Annotated in this window: 20 protein-coding genes; 13 read left to right on the top strand and 7 right to left on the bottom strand. The window is 62.9% G+C overall.

Annotated features, from left to right (window positions below):
* Positions 1-92: 92 nt before the first annotated feature.
* Both fabI and GTW23_RS15615 read left to right on the top strand, forming a co-directional pair.
* A complete protein-coding gene (gene fabI / locus GTW23_RS15620; protein WP_252916436.1) occupies positions 93-905 on the top strand; it encodes an enoyl-ACP reductase FabI in 813 nt (270 codons plus the stop codon).
* A 131-nt stretch (positions 906-1,036) separates the two neighbouring features.
* On the top strand, positions 1,037-1,627 hold the full coding sequence (locus GTW23_RS15615; RefSeq protein WP_252916435.1) for a histidine phosphatase family protein: 591 nt from the start codon (positions 1,037-1,039) through the stop codon (positions 1,625-1,627).
* 14 nt (positions 1,628-1,641) lie between these two features.
* Here GTW23_RS15615 and GTW23_RS15610 read toward each other — a convergent pair whose 3' ends face one another.
* The gene (locus GTW23_RS15610) at positions 1,642-1,902 is read right to left on the bottom strand and encodes a DUF1344 domain-containing protein (protein WP_152009615.1); all 261 of its coding nucleotides are present in this window, start codon (positions 1,900-1,902) and stop codon (positions 1,642-1,644) included.
* 223 nt (positions 1,903-2,125) lie between these two features.
* Here GTW23_RS15610 and aroC point away from each other — a divergent pair, with 223 nt between their 5' ends.
* A complete protein-coding gene (gene aroC / locus GTW23_RS15605; RefSeq protein WP_252916434.1) occupies positions 2,126-3,220 on the top strand; it encodes a chorismate synthase in 1,095 nt (364 codons plus the stop codon).
* A gap of 11 nt (positions 3,221-3,231) precedes the next feature.
* Positions 3,232-4,332, top strand: a complete 1,101-nt coding sequence (ribB, locus tag GTW23_RS15600; protein WP_252916433.1) for a 3,4-dihydroxy-2-butanone-4-phosphate synthase — start codon at positions 3,232-3,234, stop codon at positions 4,330-4,332.
* On the opposite strand, the gene GTW23_RS15595 is transcribed toward ribB, so the two are convergent.
* Positions 4,329-5,099 carry a gamma-glutamyl-gamma-aminobutyrate hydrolase family protein gene (locus GTW23_RS15595; RefSeq protein WP_252916432.1) on the bottom strand — a complete coding sequence of 257 codons (771 nt, stop codon included), beginning with the start codon at positions 5,097-5,099 and terminating at the stop codon, positions 4,329-4,331. The genes ribB and GTW23_RS15595 overlap by 4 nt on opposite strands.
* Positions 5,100-5,252: 153 nt before the next feature.
* A complete protein-coding gene (locus GTW23_RS15590) occupies positions 5,253-6,449 on the bottom strand; it encodes a winged helix-turn-helix domain-containing protein (RefSeq protein WP_252916431.1) in 1,197 nt (398 codons plus the stop codon).
* A gap of 209 nt (positions 6,450-6,658) precedes the next feature.
* Here GTW23_RS15590 and GTW23_RS15585 point away from each other — a divergent pair, with 209 nt between their 5' ends.
* The 9 genes from GTW23_RS15585 to GTW23_RS15545 all read left to right on the top strand — a co-directional run bounded on the left by GTW23_RS15585 (position 6,659) and on the right by GTW23_RS15545 (position 16,226).
* A complete protein-coding gene (locus GTW23_RS15585) occupies positions 6,659-7,639 on the top strand; it encodes a hypothetical protein (protein ID WP_252916430.1) in 981 nt (326 codons plus the stop codon).
* A gap of 55 nt (positions 7,640-7,694) precedes the next feature.
* Positions 7,695-8,621, top strand: a complete 927-nt coding sequence (locus tag GTW23_RS15580; protein WP_252916429.1) for a histone deacetylase family protein — start codon at positions 7,695-7,697, stop codon at positions 8,619-8,621.
* Between the two features lie 3 nt (positions 8,622-8,624).
* Positions 8,625-8,870 carry an exodeoxyribonuclease VII small subunit gene (locus tag GTW23_RS15575; RefSeq protein WP_252916428.1) on the top strand — a complete coding sequence of 82 codons (246 nt, stop codon included), beginning with the start codon at positions 8,625-8,627 and terminating at the stop codon, positions 8,868-8,870.
* 25 nt (positions 8,871-8,895) lie between these two features.
* Positions 8,896-9,822, top strand: a complete 927-nt coding sequence (locus GTW23_RS15570) for a pirin family protein (RefSeq protein WP_152009622.1) — start codon at positions 8,896-8,898, stop codon at positions 9,820-9,822.
* 128 nt (positions 9,823-9,950) lie between these two features.
* The gene (gene dxs, locus GTW23_RS15565; protein ID WP_252916427.1) at positions 9,951-11,882 is read left to right on the top strand and encodes a 1-deoxy-D-xylulose-5-phosphate synthase; all 1,932 of its coding nucleotides are present in this window, start codon (positions 9,951-9,953) and stop codon (positions 11,880-11,882) included.
* Between the two features lie 95 nt (positions 11,883-11,977).
* Positions 11,978-12,409, top strand: a complete 432-nt coding sequence (locus GTW23_RS15560) for a hypothetical protein (RefSeq protein ID WP_252916426.1) — start codon at positions 11,978-11,980, stop codon at positions 12,407-12,409.
* Between the two features lie 71 nt (positions 12,410-12,480).
* Positions 12,481-13,248 (top strand): TlyA family RNA methyltransferase, encoded by a 768-nt coding sequence (locus GTW23_RS15555; RefSeq protein ID WP_252916425.1) that lies wholly within the window; start codon positions 12,481-12,483, stop codon positions 13,246-13,248.
* On the top strand, positions 13,245-14,504 hold the full coding sequence (locus GTW23_RS15550; RefSeq protein WP_252916424.1) for a class I SAM-dependent RNA methyltransferase: 1,260 nt from the start codon (positions 13,245-13,247) through the stop codon (positions 14,502-14,504). Before GTW23_RS15555 ends, GTW23_RS15550 begins: the two co-directional genes overlap by 4 nt.
* 942 nt (positions 14,505-15,446) lie before the next feature.
* A complete protein-coding gene (locus GTW23_RS15545; protein ID WP_252916423.1) occupies positions 15,447-16,226 on the top strand; it encodes a hypothetical protein in 780 nt (259 codons plus the stop codon).
* A gap of 322 nt (positions 16,227-16,548) precedes the next feature.
* Here the strand turns inward: GTW23_RS15545 and GTW23_RS15540 are convergent, their stop codons facing one another.
* From GTW23_RS15540 to GTW23_RS15525, 4 genes are all read right to left on the bottom strand, one after another.
* A complete protein-coding gene (locus GTW23_RS15540; RefSeq protein WP_244615213.1) occupies positions 16,549-17,910 on the bottom strand; it encodes an alpha/beta hydrolase family protein in 1,362 nt (453 codons plus the stop codon).
* A 126-nt stretch (positions 17,911-18,036) separates the two neighbouring features.
* Positions 18,037-18,795, bottom strand: coding sequence for a crotonase/enoyl-CoA hydratase family protein (locus GTW23_RS15535; protein WP_252916422.1), 759 nt, complete (start codon positions 18,793-18,795; stop codon positions 18,037-18,039).
* A 45-nt stretch (positions 18,796-18,840) separates the two neighbouring features.
* Positions 18,841-20,622: an acyl-CoA dehydrogenase family protein gene (locus GTW23_RS15530; protein ID WP_152009628.1), complete on the bottom strand. Its 1,782-nt coding sequence runs from the start codon at positions 20,620-20,622 to the stop codon at positions 18,841-18,843.
* 221 nt (positions 20,623-20,843) lie between these two features.
* The gene (locus GTW23_RS15525; protein WP_152009629.1) at positions 20,844-21,905 is read right to left on the bottom strand and encodes a GGDEF domain-containing protein; all 1,062 of its coding nucleotides are present in this window, start codon (positions 21,903-21,905) and stop codon (positions 20,844-20,846) included.
* Between the last annotated feature and the right edge of the window lie 22 nt (positions 21,906-21,927).

The raw sequence follows: 21,927 nt of genomic DNA, 5'->3' as shown, positions 1-21,927 counted from the left end.
AGCGCCCGGCGGTTAACCCAATCGATTGGCCTGACTTGCGGCGGCACGCCCCGTGTGCCATAGCCATCGCGACAAATTCGAGGGAGAATGCAATGGCTGACACTTCCGGCCTGATGAAGGGCAAGCGCGGCCTGATCATGGGCGTGGCGAACAATCGGTCGATCGCCTGGGGCATTGCCAAGGCTTGCGCGGATGCTGGCGCCGAACTCGCGCTGACCTACCAGGGCGAGGCGCTCAAGAAGCGCGTCGAGCCGCTGGCCACGGAACTGGGGGCCATCGTGGCCGGTCATTGCGATGTCACCGACCTGGACACGATCGACGCGGTCTTCGCGGACCTCGAAGCGCGCTGGGGCAAGCTGGATTTCGTGGTTCACGCGATCGCATTCTCCGACAAGGATGAGCTGACCGGCCGCTACGTCGAGACGACCCGCGAGAATTTCAGCCGTACCATGGACATCTCGGTCTATTCGCTGACGGCTGTGGCCAAGCGGGCCGAGCCACTGATGACCGATGGCGGCTCGATCATTACCCTGACCTATTACGGCGCCGAAAAGGTGATGCCGCACTACAACGTGATGGGCGTCGCCAAGGCAGCGCTGGAGGCCAGCGTACGCTATCTCGCGGTTGACCTGGGTGCCTCCAACATCCGCGTCAACGCAATCTCGGCAGGCCCGATCAAGACGCTGGCCGCCTCGGGGATCGGCGATTTCCGCTATATCCTGAAGTGGAACGAGTACAACTCGCCGCTCAAGCGCACGGTCACCATCGATGAGGTCGGCGATTCCGCGCTTTACCTGGTGTCCGATCTGTCGCGCGGCGTGACCGGCGAGATCCTGCATGTGGATTCGGGCTATCACACGGTCGGCATGAAGGCCGTAGACGCGCCCGACATCAGCGTCGTCTGACGCCTTTGGCCTTTGCCGTCCAGGTCACTTCACTTGGACCGGCTTTGCATCTATTCACAGTGATGAGCGACTCGCGCGCGTCCGAATGGGCGCCGCGGTTGGAATCCACTCTCTCCGATGAGGAATGATGCATGCTTCTCTACGTAATCCGCCACGGGCAGACGGACTACAACAGGGAGGAGCGGCTGCAGGGAGCGCGGGACATCCCGCTCAACGACACCGGACGTGGCCAGGCGACAGGCAACGGCCTCGCCCTTGCAAAGCTGACGTCGCTCGAGCTTCCACTTGATGAGTTTGACTGGGTGGCAAGCCCGTTGGGGCGGACGCGCGAGACCATGGAACTGGTCCGCACCGCCGCAGGCCTCGACCCCCTCGCCTATCGCACCGATCCGCTTCTGGTGGAGCTGTCCTTCGGCGACTGGGAAGGCCAGACGCTGGTCGAAGTCGAAGCGCATTCGCCGCAGCTGATCGAGCAGCGCAACAAGGGAAAATGGCAATTCCGACCGCCGGGTGACCGGGCGGAAAGCTACGCCATGCTGGCGGAGCGCACGGACAGGTTTCTGTCCAAACTTGACCGGCCGACCATCTGTGTTGCCCATGGCGGCGTAATCCGCACTCTGTTCAACCGCATCGGCAAGATCGCGGGCGATGATGCCGCCGTGATCGACATTCCCCAGGACCGGGTCCTCAGGACAGACGGCGAATCAATCGGCTGGGTATAGAGAAATCGCGGTGACTACTGCACCACTTCGAGATCGTTGATCATCCGCTTGCCATCGACGACCGTGTAGAAAATGACAACTTCAACGTTCTTTTCCAGACCTTCGAAATTGAACTCCGCGGGGGTGACATAAACCTTGCCATCATTGAGCTTGATGGTCTGATCTGCCGTGGAAACATCGGCGATCTTGCCGGTGGCGTCGGCGCTTTGCGCCATTGCAACGATCGGTGCTAGCAGGGCGGAAACAGCCAAAAGGGCGGAGATTGCAATACGCATCGGGCAGTCCTTGAGAATGGTTTTGAGTTGCCTCTATGAAGAGGCAGAATGTGGCAAAATTGACGCCGCCAATTGAGCCGCAAACAATTGCCTTGTCAATGAAATGGATGCCAACAAAAACGCGGGCAACAAAAAGGCTTCCCCCCGGGGGCCTCGATCATCTAGAAGTCACCCTGAACCCTCAAATGCGGACCCGGTCCGCGCTGTTTTATGGTTGCAACGCATGTCGCACAACACTTTCGGCCACCTGTTCCGCGTGACCACCTGGGGCGAGAGCCACGGGCCGGCGCTGGGCTGCATCGTTGACGGCTGCCCTCCCGGCATCCGGTTCACCGAGGCCGGGCTGCAGCACTGGATGGACAAGCGCAAGCCGGGCCAGTCGCGCTTTGTCACACAGCGGCGCGAGGACGACCTGGTCAAGATTCTCTCCGGCGTGATGCGAGAGGATGATGGCGGGCTGGTTACAACCGGCACTCCGGTCTCGATGCTGATCGAGAACACCGACCAGCGCTCGAAGGACTATTCAGAGATCGCCAAGCGCTACCGGCCAGGCCATGCCGACTACACGTATGACCTCAAATATGGCGTGCGCGACTATCGCGGCGGCGGCCGCTCGTCGGCTCGGGAAACAGCCGCGCGCGTTGCCGCCGGGGGGCTGGCGCGGCTGGTGGTTCCTGACGTGACGGTGCGCGCGGCACTGGTGCAGATCGGCGAACACCGAATCAACCGCGACAACTGGGACTGGGCCGAAGTCGACAGCAATCCGTTCTTCTGCCCCGATCCCGAAACGGTTCCGGTCTGGGAAGAATATCTCGACGCGATCCGCAAGGCGGGCTCTTCGGTTGGCGCCGTCATAGAGGTGGTGGCCGAGAATGTGCCCGCCGGGTTGGGTGCACCGATCTATGCCAAGCTGGACCAGGACATCTGCTCCAACCTGATGTCGATCAACGCGGTCAAGGGTGTCGAGATTGGCAACGGTTTCGAAGCGGCGCGTATCAGCGGAGAACAGAACGCCGACGAAATGCGCATCGGCGCCGACGGCAAGCCAGTATTCCTGTCCAACAATGCCGGCGGCATCCTGGGCGGGATTTCGACCGGGCAGCCGGTGGTGGCACGGTTTGCGGTGAAACCAACCTCGTCGATCCTGAACGACCGGCGTTCGATTGACTCCGACGGCAATGAAGTGGATGTGAGGACCAAGGGCCGGCACGACCCCTGCGTCGGCATTCGTGCCGTTCCCATCGGTGAAGCCATGGTTGCCTGCGCACTGGCCGACCATTACCTGAGAGACCGCGGCCAGACCGGCCGCCTCGATTGAGAGACTGCCCTATGAGCTATGATCAAGCCCGCGTCGTTGAAGCAATCCGCGCCTTTGAGGCCGGTGAAATCGTTGTTGTTACCGATGACGGCGGACGCGAGAACGAAGGCGACCTGATCGTCGCCGCGGTCCACTGCACGCCAGAGAAGATGGCCTTCATCGTGCGCCACACATCGGGCATCGTCTGCACGCCGATGCCACGCGAGGAAGCCAAGCGGCTGAACCTCAATGCCATGGTCGCGGAGAACGATTCCGCCCATACCACGGCATTCACCGTGTCGGTCGACTACAAGCATGGCACCACCACCGGCATTTCCGCCGATGACCGGACGCTGACGGCACGCAATCTGGCCAATCCGAATGCCGGCGCCAGCGACTTCACCCGGCCGGGCCACATCTTTCCGCTGATCGCGCGCGAAGGCGGCGTGCTGATGCGGTCGGGCCATACCGAAGCCGCAGTCGATTTGTGCAGGCTCGCCAGCCTGCCGCCGATCGCGGTGATCTGCGAACTGGTCAATGATGACGGCACGGTGACCCGCGGCGAGCAGGTCGACGCGTTCTCGGTCAAGCACGGTCTCAAGCAGGTTTCGGTGGCCGACCTGATCGCCTACCGGCAGCGCAAGGAAACGCTGATCGAGCACATCGACAGCTTCGACGTCGACACCGTCGCCGGCAAGGCCAAGGCCTCCACCTACAAGCTGCCCTGGGATCCGATGCATCACCTGGCAGTGGTGTTCGGCGACATCCGCGACGGCGTCAATGTGCCGGTACGGCTGCACCAGGAATCGGTGGTCAACGACGTGTTCTCCAAAAAGGCGCCGATGAACGCGATCATGGAGAAGATGGCCGCGGAAGGCCGTGGCGTGGTGATCTATCTGCGCGAAGGTTCAGTTGGTGTCGGGCCGCAGGCCTCGCGCCGCACGGCGCTGATCGAGGGCGAAGGCCATGCCGAAGCGCAGGCGCGCGAGGACGAGTGGCTGGAAATCGGACTGGGCGCGCAGATTCTCAAGGATCTCGGTATCAGCTCGATCAAGCTCTTCGCGTCGCGCGAACGCCACTATGTCGGGCTCGAGGGCTTCGGCATCCAGATTTCGTCCACCGAAATCATCTAGCGCCTCTGTTTGTAGGCCCGGACCGCATCGCCGAAGGCTTCGAAAAGTGACCTGTTGACCGGATTGGTTTGCGGGTCGTATTCGGCGTGCCATTGAACGCCGAGCGCGAAGCCGGCCGCGTCCCTGACGCGGATGGCTTCGATGGTTCCGTCTTCGGCAACACCCTCGGCGACAATCCGTTCGCCGACGTCGAGAATCCCCTGCCCGTGCAGCGAGTTCACCCGGATCAGGTCGCGCCCAAGGATGCGGGCAAAGACGCCATCGGGGGTCAGCCGCACATCGTGCCGGTCGGCGAAGACGACTTCCGGATCGGGATGGATCTCGCCGGTCTCGAGGCGAGGCATGCGGTGATTCATCCGGCCCGGCAATTCCCGGATTTCCGGATGCAGCGACCCGCCGCCGGCCACGTTCATCTCCTGAAAACCGCGGCAGATACCAAACAGCGGCACCGACTTTTCGAGGCAGGCCTCGATCAGCGCCAGCGCCACCGAGTCCCGGTCCTCGTCATAGGGTTCATGCTTCGGGTCGGGAGCGGCGCCAAACCGGACCGGGTGGACGTTGGCCCTGGCTCCGGTCAAGAGCACGCCATCCACGACGGCCAGCAGATCTGCAATGTCGGTGATGGCCGGATTGCCGGCGAAAATCAGCGGCAGGGCATCGGCCACGTCGGCAACGGCCTGAAGGTTGTTTTGCCCGGCCAGCTGAACCGAAAACCGGTTTTCCAGATTGTGGTAATTGCCGATAACGCCAATGACAGGCCTGGCCATGAACTGGTCCCGAACTCGATTTCCATATCCGCGACCCCGGGGGCCGCATGTGGTGTATTTTTCACACCCTGCGGCAATCAACAACTGCGGGGACGGAAAATACCCGGAAAATGGCAAGGACACAGTGTCGCCGGGAAACCGCACCGGCCGCTCTCAAAGCCCCCGGTTCCAACCTTCGGCATAGACGATCTCGCCGACGCCGGCGAAGCGGGCAATGCGTGCCAGCTCGGAGTCGAGTCTCGCCATGCGGCCCGCGGACGCGCGGACCTTCGGCTCAAGCCAAAGCCGGGTGACATTCAGCACACCTGACTTGCGGTCGGCCTTCATGTCGATGCGGCCGATCAGCCGGTCGGCTTCGAGCAGCGGGAAGACGTAGTAGCCGTATTCGCGTTGCGGTTCGGGCACGAAGACCTCGATGCGGTAGCGGAAGCCGAACAGCCGTTCGGCACGGTTGCGGTCCCGCAGCAGCGGATCAAAGGGACTGAGGACACGGATCCGGCCCGGCGGTTCGGGCCATGCCTCCGGGTCCGCGGAGAAGCCTTGCAGCGCAAAGGACGCACGCGGCTTGCCGCCGCCTTCACACTCGATCTCGACTTCCTGCAGCCGGTCACGATTGGCGGCGACCCAGTCTTTTGCCTCCTCCGGCGAGACCAGATCCCAGAACGCAGAAATCTCGCCATGGGTGGCAAAGCCGAGCCGTTCGAGCGCGCTCAAGCAGGCCCAGTCGATGAACTCCGCGTGGGAAACCTCCTGCTCCAGATGATGGCCGGGGATGACACGCTCGGTAAGATCATAGACCTTCTGGAAGTTCTGCCGCGCGCTGATCGCCAGCTTGCCGGTGTGCCAGAAAAACTCCAGCGCCTTCTTGGAGGGATGCCACTGCCACCAGCCACCCGACTTATGGTCGGCCTGCTTGACTTCGCGGGCGAGCACCGCGCCGCCTTCGGCAATCCGCTCGTAGGTCTCGCCAAAGGCGTGATCGAAATCCTCGCCGTGCCACTTGGCCCAGCGTTTGCGCATCGGCGCCTCGCAGCGGCGGAACTTGTGCTTCCAGTAGGGATAGAATTCGCACGGCACGATCGCCGCATCGTGGGTCCAATGCTCGAACAGCGCCCTGTCCTCTTCCAGCAACTGCCGCAGCTGATCGGGCCTGAAGGTCTGGTTGCGGGAAAACAGGATCTGGTTGTGGGCGCGCTCGACGGTGGAAATGCTGTCGAGCTGGACAAAGCCGAGATCGTGGATCAGCTGCAACAGTCCGGCGTTGGACAAGGCGCGGGACGGCGATGCCGAAAGCCCCTGTCTGGCCAGGAAGATACGGCGCGCAGCCTTGTTCGAGACGGGAATCACCATGGGTCGAGCCTACATGCGTTCGTGTTTTGTTCAAAGCGCCAAGCACAGTGACACGACCACAGTCGCAGATCGCGGCTGCAAGGTTCACGCGACCGTGATGGACTCGTAGGGCTTTTGTGTCTGGACAATTGTCTCGCCTGCTTCGATTGCTCCTGAAAGGCTTTTGAACCAGCGGCGGCCTGCCGGCCACCCGAAATGACAGCAATAAGGTGAGTGACATCATGCGGCTTCGCGGTATCCTTCCAGTTCTGCCTGTTCTTGTTTGCGGTCTTGCGACAGGTGCGTTTGGCCAGTCCGTCAATACAGTTGAAACCGGCGCGCCAGTCGAACGGATCATAGCGACAGCGGATGGCGCCCTTGTCGAGGCCGGCGGGGACCTGTTTGCACTGGCGGCATGCGATACAGGCTCGAGATTGTGCCTGACACCCTCTGCCAGACCTGCCGAAGCGCAAGCCGCACCTGAGGGCGCACTTCCCGACGGGCGCATTGCGCCGGCCACGACGGGCGACATACGGCAGGCCTGGTATGGCCGGCCAACCACCCGCTACGGGCATGGCGTGCTCGGCGACGCCATTGAAGCAGGCTCGCTGGTTGCCGTCACCGCATCGGGCGAACAACTTGAAATCGTGCTGCCGGCGGAGCAGGTGTTCGAGGACATCACTCCCCGCATTGCAGATCTGGACGGGGACGGAACAAACGAGGTCATTACCATCCGCGCTTCGAAAACCGGCGGCGCGGCGGTTGCGATTTTCGGACTGGCAGACGGCAAACTTGCCTTGCGCGGTGCAGGATCCGAGAACGGCCAGACCAACCGCTGGCTCAACATCGCGGGTTTCCTTCCACGGGACGATGGCGGTCTGACGCTCTACGGCGTTCGCACGCCGCATATCGGCGGGCGGTTGTTCTCGCTGGACCTGCGGGATGGCGCGCTCTCCGAACGCAATGACATCGCCATCGACGTGTCCAACCACATCATCGGATCGCGCGAACTTGGGATGTCGGCCGTGGGCGAGTTCGATGGCAGGATCGAGCTTGTGCTGCCCTCACAGGATCGCAGGCGCTTGAGATTTCCGCTGACCGGCCGCGCCGATATCGTCCTGCCCGGTTCCATCGACAAGGCGATCATCGCGGTCGATGGACGGCTGGTCACGGCGACGGCGGATGGGACGCTGATTGTCGTGTCACCGTGAATTCCTGTGCCGCTGCCCTCTGGCATCGGGCGCGGTTCATCGCTAGATGTAGCGGATGACCACGTTTTACTATTCCAATCCCATCTGTCTCGAACATCTGGTGCCGGCCGGCCATCCCGAGCGGCCCGACCGGATGAAAGCACTCGAGGCTGTCTTTGAACACGAGCATTTCAACACGCTGGTGCGCCACCTTGCGCCCGAGGCTGCGGCCGAGTCGGTGCTTCTGGCACATCCGGAAAGCTACCTCGCCAAGATCCGCGCGGCTATTCCCGAGACCGGGTTCTCGCGGATCGATTCTGACACCACGGCAAGCCCGCGCTCGATGGAAGCGGCGCTGATTTCGGTGGGCGGCGCGATGGCCGCGGTGGATGCGGTGTTCCGGAAGGAAGCCGACAACGCTTTCGTTGCAACCCGGCCACCCGGTCACCATGCCGAGAAAACCACCTCCATGGGGTTCTGCCTGTTCAACCAGGCGGCGATTGCGGCGCGCCACGCGCAGAAAGCCTATGGCGCGGAACGGGTGGCGATCATCGACTGGGACGTGCACCACGGCAACGGCACGCAGGACATCTTCTACGACGATCCGAGCGTGATCTACTGTTCGACGCACCAGATGCCGCTCTATCCGGGAACCGGCGCGCTGCGCGAAACCGGCAAGGGCAACATCTTCAATGCGCCGCTGTCGGCCAATGACGGCAGCGACCATTTCCGCGAAGCCTTCAAGACACGGATCCTGCCGGCGCTGGAGGAAACGCGTCCGGACCTGATCATCATCTCCGCAGGATTTGACGCCCACCACCGCGATCCGCTGGCCGAGATCAACCTGGTGGCCGACGATTTCGACTGGGCGACGGGCAAGCTGATGGACATTGCCGGACGCTATTCGGACAACCGGGTCGTCAGCCTGCTGGAAGGCGGCTATGATCTGGTGGGTCTGGCCGAATCGGCCGCAGCCCACGTGATCCGGCTGCAGGAGGGGTGAGCCATGAGCGAAGCCAATGACATTTCCGCAATGAGCTTCGAAGCTGCCGTGGCGCAACTCGAAAACATCGTCGAACAGCTCGAACGCGGTGACGTGGCGCTGGACAAGTCGATCGAGATCTACGAGCGCGGCGAAGCCTTGAAAGCCCATTGCGAAAAGCTACTTTCAGCGGCTGAAAAGCGGATCGAGAAGATCCGGCTTGACCGGCAGGGCCAGCCGGCAGGGACCGAACCGCTCGACGCCGAGTAGATCGGAAACATCGCAGGAGCACGGCATGAGCTATTTCGGCGGACTGGATGACCCGAACCCCGGCGATGCCCCGGCCTGCGATGCAATCGAACAGATGATCATTCCGTCCTCGCGCGACATCGGCGGGTTTTCGGTCAAACGGGCCTTGCCGACCGCGCGACGGCGCATGGTCGGCCCGTTCATCTTCTTCGACCGGATGGGGCCCGCGATCCTCAAGGGCGGCGAGGCCATGGACGTGCGCCCTCACCCGCATATCGGTCTTTCGACAGTGACCTACCTTTTTGACGGCGCCATCCGCCACCGCGACAGCCTGGGCACCGAAATGGTAATCAAGCCCGGTGACGTGAACCTGATGACCGCCGGTCGCGGCATCGTGCATTCCGAGCGTTCGCCCGAAGAAATGCGCGGCGGCGAGATGCCGATGTCCGGGCTGCAGACCTGGCTTGCCCTGCCCGACCATCTCGAAGAGATCGATCCGGCCTTTTCCCATATCGCCACCAGCGAATTGCCGGAGATCCGTGATGCAGGTATCCGCGCGCGGGTGGTGATGGGCGGTTTTGGCGGGCTCACGTCGCCGGTGCCGCAGCACACCGGTACGCTCTATGTCGACCTGGCGCTATCGCCGTCGACCTCGGCGCCGTTTGACGCCGAGTGGGAAGAGCGGGCGCTCTACCTGCTTGAGGGCGAGATCGAGATCGCTGGTGACCGCTTCGGCCCGAACCAGCTTCTGGTGTTCCGCCCCGGCGATGCGATCACCCTGACCGCCGGAGCGGCGGGTGCGCGGATGATGCTGTTTGGCGGCGACAGCATTCCAACCAAGCGGCACATCTGGTGGAACTTCGTCTCTTCGTCGAAGGAACGGATCGAACAGGCCAAGGCGGAATGGCGCTCAGGACGGTTCGACATCGTACCAGGCGACGCTGAGGAGTTCATCCCGCTACCGGAACAATGAGCCCAAGCCGGCCGGAATTCGCTGCAGAACAAACTGTGGCAAGTCCGCCCAGACCTTATTTCAGACGTTAATCCGGGTTTACACATCAGCGTTTCCGGGCTAGGCCCTGAGAGACTGTGAGGCATGACGTGACAAACCCGCCCGTAACACCGCTCCTGGACACCGTCCGGTTCCCATCCGACCTTAAAGCCATCGACGACAAGCTGTTGCCGCAGCTGGCCGAGGAACTGCGTGCCGAGATGATCGACGCGGTGTCGCGCACCGGCGGACACCTGGGCGCCGGTCTCGGCGTGGTCGAACTGACGATCGCCATTCACAAGGTGTTCGAAACCCCGCATGACCGGGTAATCTTCGACGTTGGCCACCAGTGCTATCCGCACAAGATCCTGACCGGCCGCCGCGACCGCATCCGGACGCTGAGGCAGGAAGGCGGGCTTTCCGGCTTCACCAAGCGCACTGAGAGCGAGTATGACGATTTCGGCGCGGGCCACTCCTCGACCTCGATTTCCGCCGGCCTCGGCATGGCGGTTGCGAGCGAACTGCAGGGCATGAAGCGCAATGTGATCTCGGTGATCGGCGATGGCGCGATGTCTGCGGGCATGGCGTTCGAGGCACTCAACAATGCCGGAGCGCTGGATGCGCGGCTGATCGTCATTCTCAACGACAACGACATGTCGATCGCGCCGCCGACCGGCGCGATGAGCGCCTACCTGGCGCGGATGGCCTCGGGCCGCACCTATATGGGCATCCGCGAAGCCGGCAAGAAACTGACCGCCTATCTGGGCAAGAACATCGACCGGGCGATCACCCGCGCGGTTGAGCACGCCCGCGGCTACGTCACCGGCGGCACCATGTTCGAGGAACTGGGCTTCTACCACATCGGGCCGATCGACGGTCACAATCTCGACCATTTGCTGCCTGTCCTGCGCAATGTGCGCGACAATGGCGACGGTCCGGTGCTGATCCACGTGGTCACGCAAAAGGGCAAGGGCTACGCGCCCGCGGAAGCCGCGTCGGACAAGTATCACGGCGTTTCCAAGTTCGACGTGGTCACCGGCACCCAGGCCAAGGCCAAGCCGAATGCGCCGAGCTACACCACGGTGTTCGGCGAAGCGCTGGCGCAGGAAGCGACGCATGACGACAGGATCGTGGCGATCACCGCGGCGATGCCCGGCGGCACCGGCGTTGACAAGTTCGCCAAGGTGCACCCGACCCGCACCTTCGATGTCGGCATTGCCGAACAGCATGCGGTGACCTTTGCCGCCGGGATGGCGACAGAGGGCATGAAGCCGTTCTGCGCGATCTATTCCACCTTCCTGCAGCGCGGCTACGACCAGGTCGTCCACGACGTGGCGATCCAGAAGCTGCCCGTCAGGTTCCCGATCGACCGGGCGGGTTTCGTCGGCGCCGACGGCGCCACCCATGCCGGGACGTTTGATACGACCTACCTGGCTTGCCTGCCCGGCTTCGTGGTGATGGCGGCTTCCGACGAGGCCGAGCTCAAGCACATGGTGCGCACTGCGGCCGCATACGACGAAGGCCCGATCTCATTCCGCTACCCGCGCGGCGAAGGCGTCGGCGTCGAGATGCCAGAACGCGGCCAGATCCTCGAAATCGGCAAGGGCCGTGTCGTACGCGAAGGCTCCAAGGTGGCGCTGTTGTCGTTCGGTACACGGCTGGCTGAATGCCTGGTCGCGGCGGAAGATCTCAATGCCGCCGGGCTGTCGACCACCGTTGCCGACGCCCGTTTCGCCAAGCCGCTCGACCATGACCTGATCCGCCAGCTGGCGCGGCACCATGAGGTGCTGGTCACGATCGAGGAAGGCTCCGTCGGCGGTTTCGGCAGCCACGTGCTGCAGTTCCTGTCCACCGAGGGCCTGCTCGACGGCGGTCTCAGGGTGCGCTCGCTGGTGATGCCCGACATGTTCATGGACCATGCCTCGCCGGACGCGATGTATGCGCGCGCCGGGCTCGACCGGAAGGGCATCGTCGACACGGTGTTTCGCGCGCTCAACGCCGAATACCGCGGTGGCGCCCAGGTTACCGTTCTGAAACCATAGATGTTTGCCCGATCCTAACCACGTGTCTTGGGCGTTCTGAAACATCCCGCTGCTAGTCTGTTCACAACAGCACGGGACTTCGGGACGTTTTGCAAATGACGATGAAACAGGCGGGAAAATGCCATGCGCGCGCGCTCGCGGCGGCCTTGTTTTGCGTAACGGTTTTGCCTGCGCACGCCGAGACCAAACCCACCTACGACAAGCGCATCGAGGAAGCAGCGATCCGGATGCTTGTCCCGAAGCTCGGCGACATGCGTGGATCGTTGGGCGTCGGGGGCGACGATTACCTGGCGTCCATGATCAATGAGCAGGTGATCGCCAGGCAGCAGGCGCCCGTCCGGCCGGAAGCCATGCAGCCACTGGCAAAACAGCTGCAGATCTTCGAAGACACGCCGCTCCGGGTTGCCAATGACATGCCGAAGCCCGAAGCGCGGCCCGAGCAGCGCCCGGTAGCCGGAAACCGGGCAGAGACGCCGGCGGCCACGGCAACCGAGCGGCAAAGCAAGGGCAGCTTCCTGTTCTTCTGAACGGCGGCACAAGGAAGCTGCACCGCACAAAGCGCTTGCCCTCGCCGCCCTTCCGGGCCAAGACGGCTCTCATGGCAGACCCATCGCATCACAGCGTTTCCGACAGGGACCGGCTCGACCAGATCCTGGTCCGGCGCGGATTTTACGACAGCCGGTCGCGGGCGCGTGACGCGATTGCGCGCGGCGCGGTGCAGGTCGAGGGCAAACCCGTCACCAAGCCTGGCGCTCTGGTGAGCGAGACTGCGGAGATCACGCTTTCGGACGCGGCGCGGGCCTATGTCTCGCGGGCGGCGCTGAAACTGATCGCCGGGCTCGACCGTTTCGGCTTCGATCCGTCAGGCCGGGTGGCGCTCGATGTCGGTGCCTCGACCGGCGGCTTCACGCAGGTGCTCCTCGAGCGCGGTGCTGAGCATGTGCTGGCGGTCGATGTCGGCCATGACCAGTTGCATGCGAGCCTTGCGGACGAACAGCGCGTGAGCAATCTCGAGGGCCTCAATGCGCGGGATCTTGCCCGCGAGCATCTGGGCGGCCACAAGGTCGGCGCGGTGGTGTCGGATGTGAGTTTCATCTCGCTGAAGCTGGCGCTGCCGCCCGCACTCGCGCTTGCCGCGCCCGGGACCTTTGCGGTGCTGCTGGTCAAGCCGCAGTTCGAGGCGGGACGCGCGGGCATCGGCAAGGGCGGTTTGCTCAGGGACCCTTCACAGGGGCCGGTCATCGCCGAGGATCTCGCCCGATGGCTGGGCGGGCAGCCCGGCTGGAGCGCCGTCGGCCCCATCGCCTCGCCGATCGAGGGCCAAGACGGCAACCACGAATTTCTCATCGGAGGCGTCAAGACATGAGCGCTCGCAAACTGGACATCACAAGGCTTGGCGGACAGGGCGACGGCATTGCCGAAACGCCCGAGGGCCAGATCTTCGTCCCCTTCACGGTGCCGGGCGACGTGATCAATGCAGGGGTCGAGAAGAGCCGCGCCTCGCTGATCGCGGTGCTCACCCCCTCGCCCGACCGGGTGACGCCGCCGTGCCCACATTTCGGCCCCGACGAGGAGAACGCCGGCTGTGGCGGCTGCGCGCTGCAGCATGTGGCTGATACCGTTTATCAGGACTGGAAGCGCGGGCTGGTGGTGGCGGCGCTGGAAAGCCGCAACATTGCGGCCGAGGTTGCGACGCTGGTGTCCTGTGAACCACACACGCGGCGGCGGGTGGTGTTTGCCGCACGTCGCACCGACAAGGGCGCGATCCTCGGCTTCAACCGGGCGCAGAGCCATCACATCGTTCACGTCGAGACCTGCGTGGTCGCCTCTGAGCGGATCAACCAGGCGCTGCCGGCGCTGAGGCGGCTGGCCACGGCGGTGGCGGTCGGCAAGGAGGCGTTCCGGCTCTCGGTGCTCGACGCAGCCCCCGGCCTCGATCTTGCCGCTGAGGCGCCGTTCAAGCTCGCAGAGCCCGACCGGCTCAGGATCATCCAGGCGGTGCGGGCGGAACCAACCGTCGCGCGGCTGACCTTCAACGGCGAAATCCTGATCGAGAAGCAGCCGCCGGAGCTCGAATTCGGCCGGGTGATCGTCAATCCGCCGCCGGGCGGCTTCGTGCAGGCAAGCAAGGACGCGGAGCAAGTGATGGGCGATCTCGTCACCGGCCACCTGAAGAAGTCCAAGCGCGTGGCGGACCTGTTCTCCGGCTCCGGCACCTTCGCGCTGAGGCTGGCCGAGACCAGCCATGTGCATGCTTTGGAAGCCGACGGGCCGTCGCTCGCAGCACTCGACAAGGCCGCACGGCGGACGCAGGGGCTGAAGCCTGTCACGGTGGAAAAGCGCGACCTGTTCCGCCGGCCGCTGATGGTATCGGAGCTGAAGAGCTACCAGGGGCTGGTGTTCGACCCGCCGCGCGCAGGCGCGGAAGTGCAGGTGGCCGACATCGCCCGCTCGGCCATCCCTCGCATCGCCGCCATCTCCTGCAATCCGGTGACACTGGCGCGCGACCTCGAGATCCTGATCAAGGGCGGCTACCGGGTGGTTTCGGTGACGCCGATCGACCAGTTTTTGTGGTCGAGCCATGTGGAAGTGGTGGCGCTCTTGGAGCGGCCGAAGCGGTAGGGGGAGGATGATCATGACCGCTCGTCCCCCTCACCAACAAAATCTGCGACTTAGCAGCGCTAAGATCGCGATTTTGTATCCTCTCCCACAAGGGGAGAGGTCAAATTGTGGAACTCGCGTCACCCTCTCCTCGCCCCTGGTGGGAGAGGAAGCAATTTCAGCATCTTAGCGTTAGCTAAGTGCTAGAAATTGCAGGTGAGGGGGAACGCCCACGCCAAGACCCCGCGCGCGAAAAACTCGCCGGCGGCATGGGGGCAGTCTCCTTGTCCGGACCCGATCCGGACTCGTGGGGCGCGGGCGACAGGCCCGTGGTGGTTGAAAGAATTTGGCTTGGCGCGTGTCACCCGCGCCCCACCGGTGAGGAATTCCCACGCCTTCCGGGCGCGGGCCGGCTCTTCTTCCCGCGAAACTCGACGCAAGCCCCGGGCGGTTTCGTCACGTTCGATCCTTCGGGAACCGAACACCTCCCTCTCCCACCCGGCCCGGACAGGAAGACCCGTCAGGCGCGGCAGGGACTTGTCAGGCCGGCGTTTGCGGTGACGCCGCGTTCCGCAGCCGGGCAGCCCGCCCGGACAGGGATGCGGATCAAACGCCGCCGGTTGAAGATCATGCCGCCTGCCTGCCTCTCGTGAGAAAGGCGCGGGCGCTGCACTTGCCTCAACCGGTTCCGGTCCTTCGCGCGGATAAAACCCTCGGCCTGATCCACCTCAATCCGGCAGGTCCCCGCGCTGGCCGGGGTGTCGCTTCGCAAGCTTCCGGCCCGCAGGTACGGTGCCCGCGCGCCAGAACTCACCGCCTTCCGCCGGCCCGGGCTCCGTCAGCCCCGGCCATCCGTTCGGGACGGAAGGTGGGGGTAGTGTCGCATGGGGGGAAAGGGTGTGGAAAATGTTGGGGGGATATTTGTGTGGGGATGAGGAGGAATTCGATGGTGGAGAAAGGCGTTTGACTCCCACAACCACCAGGGCGCAAAACAATCCTATGGTCAATAAGCACACAATCAGTCCGGAGCAGTTACTGGCATTGCTGGAAGCGGCAATTGGTGAAGCGCCCGCTTTCACATATGAAGAGGAGCTGACGGAAAAGGAGATAAGGTGGCTGGGTAGGGTTGATGCGCTCCTTGACGCTAGTGGGCTCATGTCTGCCGTAGTCAATTTCCGTACAGCGCGTAGTTCTCTGGGAACGTTCGCGCATAGTCGTGAAAAAATCCTCATTCCGCTGTATGACGCATTGAGCCACGCCGAACTCCAAGTTCCGTTATCTATGCAAGGCGCTTTCATTCCGCCGGGTGATACGTGGAACGGTTACGCTGCTCTCGTAAAAATTATGCAGACGCCCTGTGATCATATGATGATTGTGGATCCGTACCTAAATTCCGATATCTATACTTATTTTGCTCCTCATTGCGCTGCTGGCAACGGTATGCGTTGCTTGACAGTCAAGAGATCTGAAAATCATTCGGGCCTCCTTGCTTCTGGACTAAAGTGGGCGGCAGATAAAATCTCAGAAGCAAATTCTGTTGAAGTTCGATATGCATCAGCAAAGGCGCTGCATGACCGGCTGATCATCATAGACAGCAGAGAGTCGTGGCTCGTTTCGCAATCCATAAAAGACATTGCTCAGCGGTCACCGGCGTCAGTCATGCGCGCAGAGGCAGAACTCGGTCGAATGAAAGCGGAGCACTACGAAGAACTCTGGAAAAAGAGTACTCATGTGACCGCTTAAACCTGTTGAAATGTTGGCTTCATTCGCCTGTAGATCAGCGGACTCCAATCTCCCCCCTTGCGGGGGAGATGTCGGCGTAGCCGACAGAGGGGGATGAGCTTGCCATGTTCCGCAAGACCAGATGTTGTCGCTACATTACCCCCCTCTGTCACTTCGTGACATCTCCCCCTCAAGGGGGGAGATTGACAGAGGGCAGCCGCGTTGCCGGTTCGAGATTGTCTATCTGCTGAAACGTCCGGAGGATCCGGCTTGCTCCGTCACCTGAAACGAAAAAGGCGGCGCACCGGGTGCGCCGCCTTTCAATTGTCGTCAGGCGTAAACCTTATTCGCCGGCTTTCAGCACTTCGTAGCGCAGGCCCTTGGCGGTGCGGTTCTGGAAACCGTGCCAGTGGGTGTGTTCGGGCTTGTTGGTGCCGTCGTCTTCCTTGGCCCAGACGCCGTCATTGGAGTTGGGGACCAGGTCGAGATAGGCGGCCTTGGCCTCGTCGCCCTTGAGGTGCTGGTCGAGCCAGGCGGTGCTGAAATGCTGCGCGATGTTGTTCATCCGCACCGTGTTCCAGACAGCGTCGTTGTAGTGCTCGGCGATGTTGAAGCCGAGGTCCTCGTCAACCTTGTCGGCCTCGGCAGGTGCGGGCATCGGCGCTGCGGCATTGTGGTTGGCGTTGTCGAAGGTCAGCAGCGCGCGGTCAACGCCGGTGGCTGCCTGCCAGATGGCGCGGACGCCCTTCTCGTAGCCCGAGACATCATCGACGGAGCCGGCGATGAACAGCGACGGCTTGGAAATGCCCTTGAGGGTTTCCTCGTCCCAGAAGTTCAGCACCTTGCCCCAGGGGCCGATGGCGATGATGGTCTTGACGCGCTCATCGGGCAGTGCGTTGTGGGTTTCGCTGCCGCTCAGGTGAACGCCGAGCGTGCCGTGCGGACCGCCCCAGCCATAGTCAACGGCGGTCTGGGTGACGCCGCCGCCGGCGCTGATGATCGCACCGTAGCCGCCCATCGAATAGCCGATGATGGCGGCGTTGTCGGTGTTGGCGAGACCATTGAGGAAATTGCCATCCTCGCCCGAAAGACGGGCCAGTTCGTCGAGCACGAATTTCTGGTCGATCGAGCGATTGACCAGGGTCGAGCCGAAGGCGGCGCGGGTCCGATAGGTCGAATCGGTGTGGTCGATCGAGGCCACAACATAGCCCTTGGAGGCGAGGTTTTCGGCCAGGTGCGACAGCAGGAAGCGGTTGCCCGGATAACCGTGCGAGATGATGACCAGCGGGAAGGCTTCGGCGCCCGCCACGGGGGCCGCGTCGCGCATGGCCTGGCCGACGAGCGTGACTTCGGTCTTGCCGTCGCGCAGATAGGCCTTGAGCTCGTTCGAGCCCTCGGCACCATTGTCCGCCGGATACCAGACCTCAACGGTCAGCGGCCGGTCGTAGCGGGGCCATTCGGCCGGCTTTTCCGCGGCCGGGTCGATGGCCAGAATATCGATCTGGCCGGGATTGACCATTTCCAGCGTGCGCACGCCGATCTTGTAATCGCCATAGGCCGACAGTTCCGGCGCATCGTGGCGCTGGGTGTCGATGCGGTTGGTGGCCGGCGCGGGAGCGCCCTCATGGCTGGCCGCGAGTGCGGAGCCTGTAAAGGCTGCAATGGTCATGGCCGAAGCCGCAATAAGTGGTGAAAATCGGAGCATGGTATACCTTTCATGTTTACGTTCCCGAACCTGCTGCAATTGCTTCACTAGCAGGCCCTCCTAACGATTGTGCGACGCTAACGCAGGGCGTCGAACGGCACCAGATCGAAATCCGGCGAAAGTGGGTTACTTTTTCCGTGCCATGAAGGCCTGGAAGGCGGCCAGCGCTTCGGCACTCTTGAGCTGACTCGAGAAATGCTCGGCTTCCTCGCGCATCCGGGCGATCACAGGAGCGGAGTCCTGCCTGACCAGGCGGCGGGAAATGGCCAGCGCCTGCGGCGGTTTCTGCGCCAGATGGTTGGCTGCGGCAAACACCGCCGGTTCGAGCTCTTCAGCACTCACGGTCTTGTAGATGAGGCCCGCGCGCTCGGCCTCCTCGCCGGAAAACGGGATCCCGGCAGCCAGCAGCGCAAAGGCCTTCTGGTGTCCCATTGCAGCAGGCGCAAGCAGGCTCGAAGCCGCTTCGGGAACCAGCGCCAGATCGGTGAACGGCGTGTGAAAGCGGGACTCCGGCGTGGCGAAGGTCATGTCGCAGTGCATGTGGACCGTGGTGCCGATGCCGATCGCCAGCCCGTCGACGCCAGAGATCACCGGCTTGGCGGTGTTGGCCAGGCTGCCGAGGAAATCGAACACTTCGGTACCGCCGGCGCCGCCCATGGCAACCGCCATGAAATCCTGCATGTCATTGCCGGAAGTAAAGACGCCGGGCGTGCCGAGCATCACGTGCACGCGCACGACATCATCGCGCTCGCCTTCGATCAGGGCTCTTGCCATGGCCGAATACATGGCGCGGGTAATGGCGTTCTTCTTCTCAGGCCGGTTGAAGCGGATGAGATTGATGGCGCCAGTCTCGCCGGCGCGCTCGGTGAGGATGTGATCAGTCATGAATGTCCCTCTGGAAATGGCGCCGGACCTGCCCGCGCGGTCAGGTCAGGCAAGTGCTGCGGCAGCGTCCTCAAGGGCCGTGGCCCCCGCCGTGGCGCTGACTGCAAGGCCGTTGGTCTCGGGCGCCAGGCTGGCGGCGGCAAACCGGGCGAGCGCCGCCCGGCCCTGCGCTTCCGGAGCGTCGGTATCAGCAAGCGCGCCACGCACCAGCATGGCGGTCGTCGCGGTCAGACCGAAGAGCCTGAGATAGGGCGTTGCCCCGGTCAGCGCGTCGGTCTGCCGGCCTTCCGAAAGAGCCGACTGCATGTAGGCGGTGACCGATTCGAGATTGGCGATGGCCTGGTCGAGCTTTTCTGCCACACCTTCAAGCGCCGGTGCGTTGGAAGCGCGCGCGGCCTCCGCATCAGCCTTGAAATCGGCGATGAACGCGGCAACGGTCGCACCGCCGGACAAGGGCAGCTTGCGCATGACCAGATCGATTGCCTGGATGCCGTTGGTGCCTTCGTAGATCGGGGCAATCCGTGCATCGCGCAGCAGCCGGGCGGCACCCGTCTCCTCGATGAAGCCCATGCCGCCATGGACCTGGACGCCAAGCGAGGCGACCTCAAGGCCGATGTCGGTCGAGAAGGCCTTGGCGATGGGGGTGATCAGGCTGGCGCGTTCGGACCAGGCCTTTGCCTCCTCACCTTCACTGACGCGGGCCATATCCAGCGCCTCGGCGCAGGAATAGCAGATGGCGCGCGCACCTTGCGTCAACGCCTTCATGGTCATCAGCATGCGGGCGACATCGGGGTGTTCGATGATCGGGCTCATGCCCTCGCCCTTGTGACCCGGTGCGCGACCCTGGGTGCGCTCCCGGGCATAGGCGAGCGCCTTCTGATAGGCGGTCTCGGCAATCGCCACGCCCTGCATGCCGACGGCCAGGCGGGCATTGTTCATCATGGTGAACATGCAGGCCAGGCCCTTGTTCTCCTCGCCGATCAGCCAGCCGATGGCGCCCGGGCTGTCGCCGAACTTGCCGTCGCCGTAGATCATGGTGCAGGTGGGAGAGGCGTGAATGCCGAGCTTGTGCTCCAGGCCCGAGCAGAACACGTCATTGCGCTCGCCGAGCGATCCGTCATCGCCGACAAAGAATTTTGGCACCAGGAACAGCGAGATTCCGCGGGTTCCAGCCGGCGCATCCGGCAGGCGCGCCAGCACCAAGTGGACGATGTTGTCGGTGAAATCGTGCTCGCCATAGGTGATGTAGATTTTCTGTCCGTAGATCCGGTAGGTTCCGTCGCCATTGGGCTCGGCGCGGGCTTTCAGCGCGTTGAGGTCGGAGCCCGCCTGCGGTTCGGTCAGGTTCATCGTCCCCATCCACTCGCCGGTGACGAGCTTTTCGAGATACCTGGCCTTGAGTTCATCGGAGGCATGCTTTTCCAGCGCCTCGACCGCACCCATGGTCAGTGTCGGGCCTATGCCGAAGGCAAGCGAGCCGGAATTCCACATCTCCAGCGCCGCCACCGACAGGAGCATAGGAAGCCCCTGCCCGCCGAATTCCTCAGGCCCGGTCAGACCGTTCCAGCCGCCGTCGATCCAGTTCTTGTAGAGATCCTTCCAGCCGGGAGGCGTGGTGACCGCGCCGTCCTTGAGCACGGCGCCATGCTTGTCGCCGATCTCGTTGAGAGGGGCGATCTCGTCGGAGGAGAAACGCCCGGCCTCGGCAAGAATCGCATCCACCAGGTCTTCGCCCAGATCTCCGAACCGCTCCGTTTCCAAAGCCTTGCGCAACCCCGCGACCGATTTGAGGGTGTGAGCGATTTCGTCTACCGGCGCACGATACATGTGATCTCCTCGTTACTCCCCGCCAGACCGTCAGGGCGGGATCCTGCCCACGCTCATGGCTAAGTTGTTTTTACGTAAACGTCAATTTGAGACGTGGAACTTAGCGTGGATTCGAGGAGTTTCAAACACGTGAAATGACACAGGTGCGGACGCAGCATTGCCGCCGGTCGTGATCTCCCGATCAGGCCTGGCGGCATTGAGAGGCGGCAAAGCGGCTTTTATCAGGGCCTGTAGATCATCCAGCCGGATGTCGTGGCCGCATGCTCGGTGTCCGAGTAAAACGTGACCCGGTCGCCGCCCTCCCTGGAGGACGCGGCCATCGCCTTTTCAGCATCCGCCATGAGTTCACCGGCGCCCTCTGCAAGTATCGACATGACGATGCCGATCGACAAAGTGGGGTTTCCGATGGCGCGGCCGGTCTTGGGGTGCACCAGCGGCTTGGACGTGGCCGCCCCGCGAAGCCGCTCGACCGCCCGCATGATTTCCTGCTCGTCGGAGGAATTGATGAGAAAGGCAAAGCGGTTACCGTCAAGGCGGGCGACCAGGTCACCCGACTGCATGGCCTTCTGGAAAAGCTGTCCCACCTGCCGGACGGCGAAATCTCCGGTGCCCTTGCTGTCCGCTTCGCAGATCCGCTTGAAATCGTCGATTTCGACATAGGCGAGACCGCACATCATGGGCAGTTCCGGGTTTGCAAAGATCCGCGCCGCCGCCTTGTTGAAGGAGCGGCGATTGGCAAGGCCAGTCAAGGAATCGATGAACTTCATACGCTCGAAATTCTCGATATCAGCCTTTACACCGTCGAGCTGGGCAGCCTGCTCCGAAGCCTCCGCCACCATCGCCTCACTCCTGGAGGCCTGGCGTTCGGTCGCCTCGCTGAGCTGCTGGATCGACCGATTGAGGGTTTCCTTGTCGAGATCTCCCTCTTTCGCGAAGGTCCGCGAGGCTTCACTGATGATCTTGCCATAATCGCTGAGCGAGGATTTCTCTTCTTCCAGGAGCGACCTGAACGTGGTCATCTGCGAGCGCATCCGGTCATTAGTCTTGGCGACCTGGGTTTCTTCATGGTGATGCGGCAGATACTTACGGCCCAGTTCATCGAGCGCGCGCTGGGTCTTGTTCTTGCCAATGCCGACGAATTCCTTCGTCAGTTCCGGGTTCGCGCCGGAATAGGCTTCATAGACAAGCTCATAATTGCGCGGCAATCCATCGATACCCATCTGGTACATCGCGGTGGCAACGCGAAGTCCAATGGAAGATGCGGCTGAAATCTGTTTGTCCATAACGCTCACTCATCGCAAAAAA

This window comes from Parahoeflea alexandrii (assembly GCF_024105735.1).
GTDB lineage: Bacteria > Pseudomonadota > Alphaproteobacteria > Rhizobiales > Rhizobiaceae > Hoeflea > Hoeflea alexandrii.
This window is presented reverse-complemented; position numbering and strand designations above follow the sequence as displayed.

Bases quoted from the DNA above. Each gene is read 5' to 3' on its own strand.
- fabI (WP_252916436.1), top strand. From the start codon at position 93: ATGGCTGACACTTCCGGCCTGATGAAGGGCAAGCGCGGCCTGATCATG.
- GTW23_RS15540 (WP_244615213.1), bottom strand. From the start codon at position 17,910: ATGCTCCGATTTTCACCACTTATTGCGGCTTCGGCCATGACCATTGCA.
- GTW23_RS15570 (WP_152009622.1), top strand. From the start codon at position 8,896: ATGAGCTATTTCGGCGGACTGGATGACCCGAACCCCGGCGATGCCCCG.
- GTW23_RS15590 (WP_252916431.1), bottom strand. From the start codon at position 6,449: ATGGTGATTCCCGTCTCGAACAAGGCTGCGCGCCGTATCTTCCTGGCC.
- GTW23_RS15595 (WP_252916432.1), bottom strand. From the start codon at position 5,099: ATGGCCAGGCCTGTCATTGGCGTTATCGGCAATTACCACAATCTGGAA.
- GTW23_RS15560 (WP_252916426.1), top strand. From the start codon at position 11,978: ATGACGATGAAACAGGCGGGAAAATGCCATGCGCGCGCGCTCGCGGCG.
- GTW23_RS15575 (WP_252916428.1), top strand. From the start codon at position 8,625: ATGAGCGAAGCCAATGACATTTCCGCAATGAGCTTCGAAGCTGCCGTG.
- ribB (WP_252916433.1), top strand. From the start codon at position 3,232: ATGAGCTATGATCAAGCCCGCGTCGTTGAAGCAATCCGCGCCTTTGAG.
- GTW23_RS15610 (WP_152009615.1), bottom strand. From the start codon at position 1,902: ATGCGTATTGCAATCTCCGCCCTTTTGGCTGTTTCCGCCCTGCTAGCA.
- GTW23_RS15525 (WP_152009629.1), bottom strand. From the start codon at position 21,905: ATGGACAAACAGATTTCAGCCGCATCTTCCATTGGACTTCGCGTTGCC.
- GTW23_RS15580 (WP_252916429.1), top strand. From the start codon at position 7,695: ATGACCACGTTTTACTATTCCAATCCCATCTGTCTCGAACATCTGGTG.
- GTW23_RS15555 (WP_252916425.1), top strand. From the start codon at position 12,481: ATGGCAGACCCATCGCATCACAGCGTTTCCGACAGGGACCGGCTCGAC.
- aroC (WP_252916434.1), top strand. From the start codon at position 2,126: ATGTCGCACAACACTTTCGGCCACCTGTTCCGCGTGACCACCTGGGGC.
- GTW23_RS15535 (WP_252916422.1), bottom strand. From the start codon at position 18,795: ATGACTGATCACATCCTCACCGAGCGCGCCGGCGAGACTGGCGCCATC.
- GTW23_RS15615 (WP_252916435.1), top strand. From the start codon at position 1,037: ATGCTTCTCTACGTAATCCGCCACGGGCAGACGGACTACAACAGGGAG.
- GTW23_RS15550 (WP_252916424.1), top strand. From the start codon at position 13,245: ATGAGCGCTCGCAAACTGGACATCACAAGGCTTGGCGGACAGGGCGAC.
- GTW23_RS15530 (WP_152009628.1), bottom strand. From the start codon at position 20,622: ATGTATCGTGCGCCGGTAGACGAAATCGCTCACACCCTCAAATCGGTC.